General features: G+C 63.5%; 1 protein-coding gene. It reads left to right on the top strand.

The annotated features are described in order from the left end of the window. Nucleotides 1–260 (top strand): hypothetical protein (locus tag AC0L3U_RS39615; protein WP_473365152.1); only part of this gene is annotated, 260 nt, incomplete at both ends.

Raw genomic sequence — 260 nt, 5'->3', positions numbered from 1 at the left:
CACCAAACGACGTCTACAAAGGCGACCAAACCGTCACCACCGCCATCAAAGGCGTCACCGGTGGCGAGCATTTCGAAAACCTGGTGCCAGGTACTACAGCGGTGAACACCACTGTTACCGACACACCAGCTACAGCGGATGCCACCACCGTCACCCTGACTGCGCCAAGCGTGGTTAGCGAAGGTGGTCAGATTACGTACACAGCTCGGAAGAGCGGCGGGGAGGGCCAGCGTGGACGGCCGGGGGGCGCGCGCGGGGGG

It is taken from the genome of Bradyrhizobium sp. Kon69, assembly GCF_055807515.1.
The sequence above is the reverse complement of the archived record's forward strand: the minus strand, read 5'-3'. Positions and strand labels throughout refer to the sequence as shown.